General features: G+C 67.2%; 1 pseudogene. It reads left to right on the plus strand.

Features of this window, described 5'->3' with window-relative positions:
* Nucleotides 1-256: pseudogene (locus BV453_RS01800) on the plus strand (N-dimethylarginine dimethylaminohydrolase); the annotation flags it as partial.

Genomic DNA, 256 nt, shown 5'->3' on the forward strand with positions numbered 1-256 from the left:
CTGGCCGTGGCCCAGTGGCAGACCCTGTACGACACCTATGTCGGCCTCGGCTTCGACGTGCACCTGATCGACCCGATCGACGGCCTGCCCGACATGGTCTACGCCGCCAATGGCGGATTCGTCATCGACGGCATCGCGTACGGCGCCAAGTTCACCTACCCGCAGCGCCAGCCGGAAGGCCCGGCCTACATGGACTGGTTCGGCGCCAACGGCTTCGATGTGCGCGAGCCCGTCGAGATCAACGAGGGCGAGGGCG

Origin of the sequence: Microbacterium sp. ER1 (genome assembly GCF_023383675.1) — a bacterium.
Taxonomy (GTDB): Bacteria; Actinomycetota; Actinomycetes; order Actinomycetales; family Microbacteriaceae; genus Microbacterium.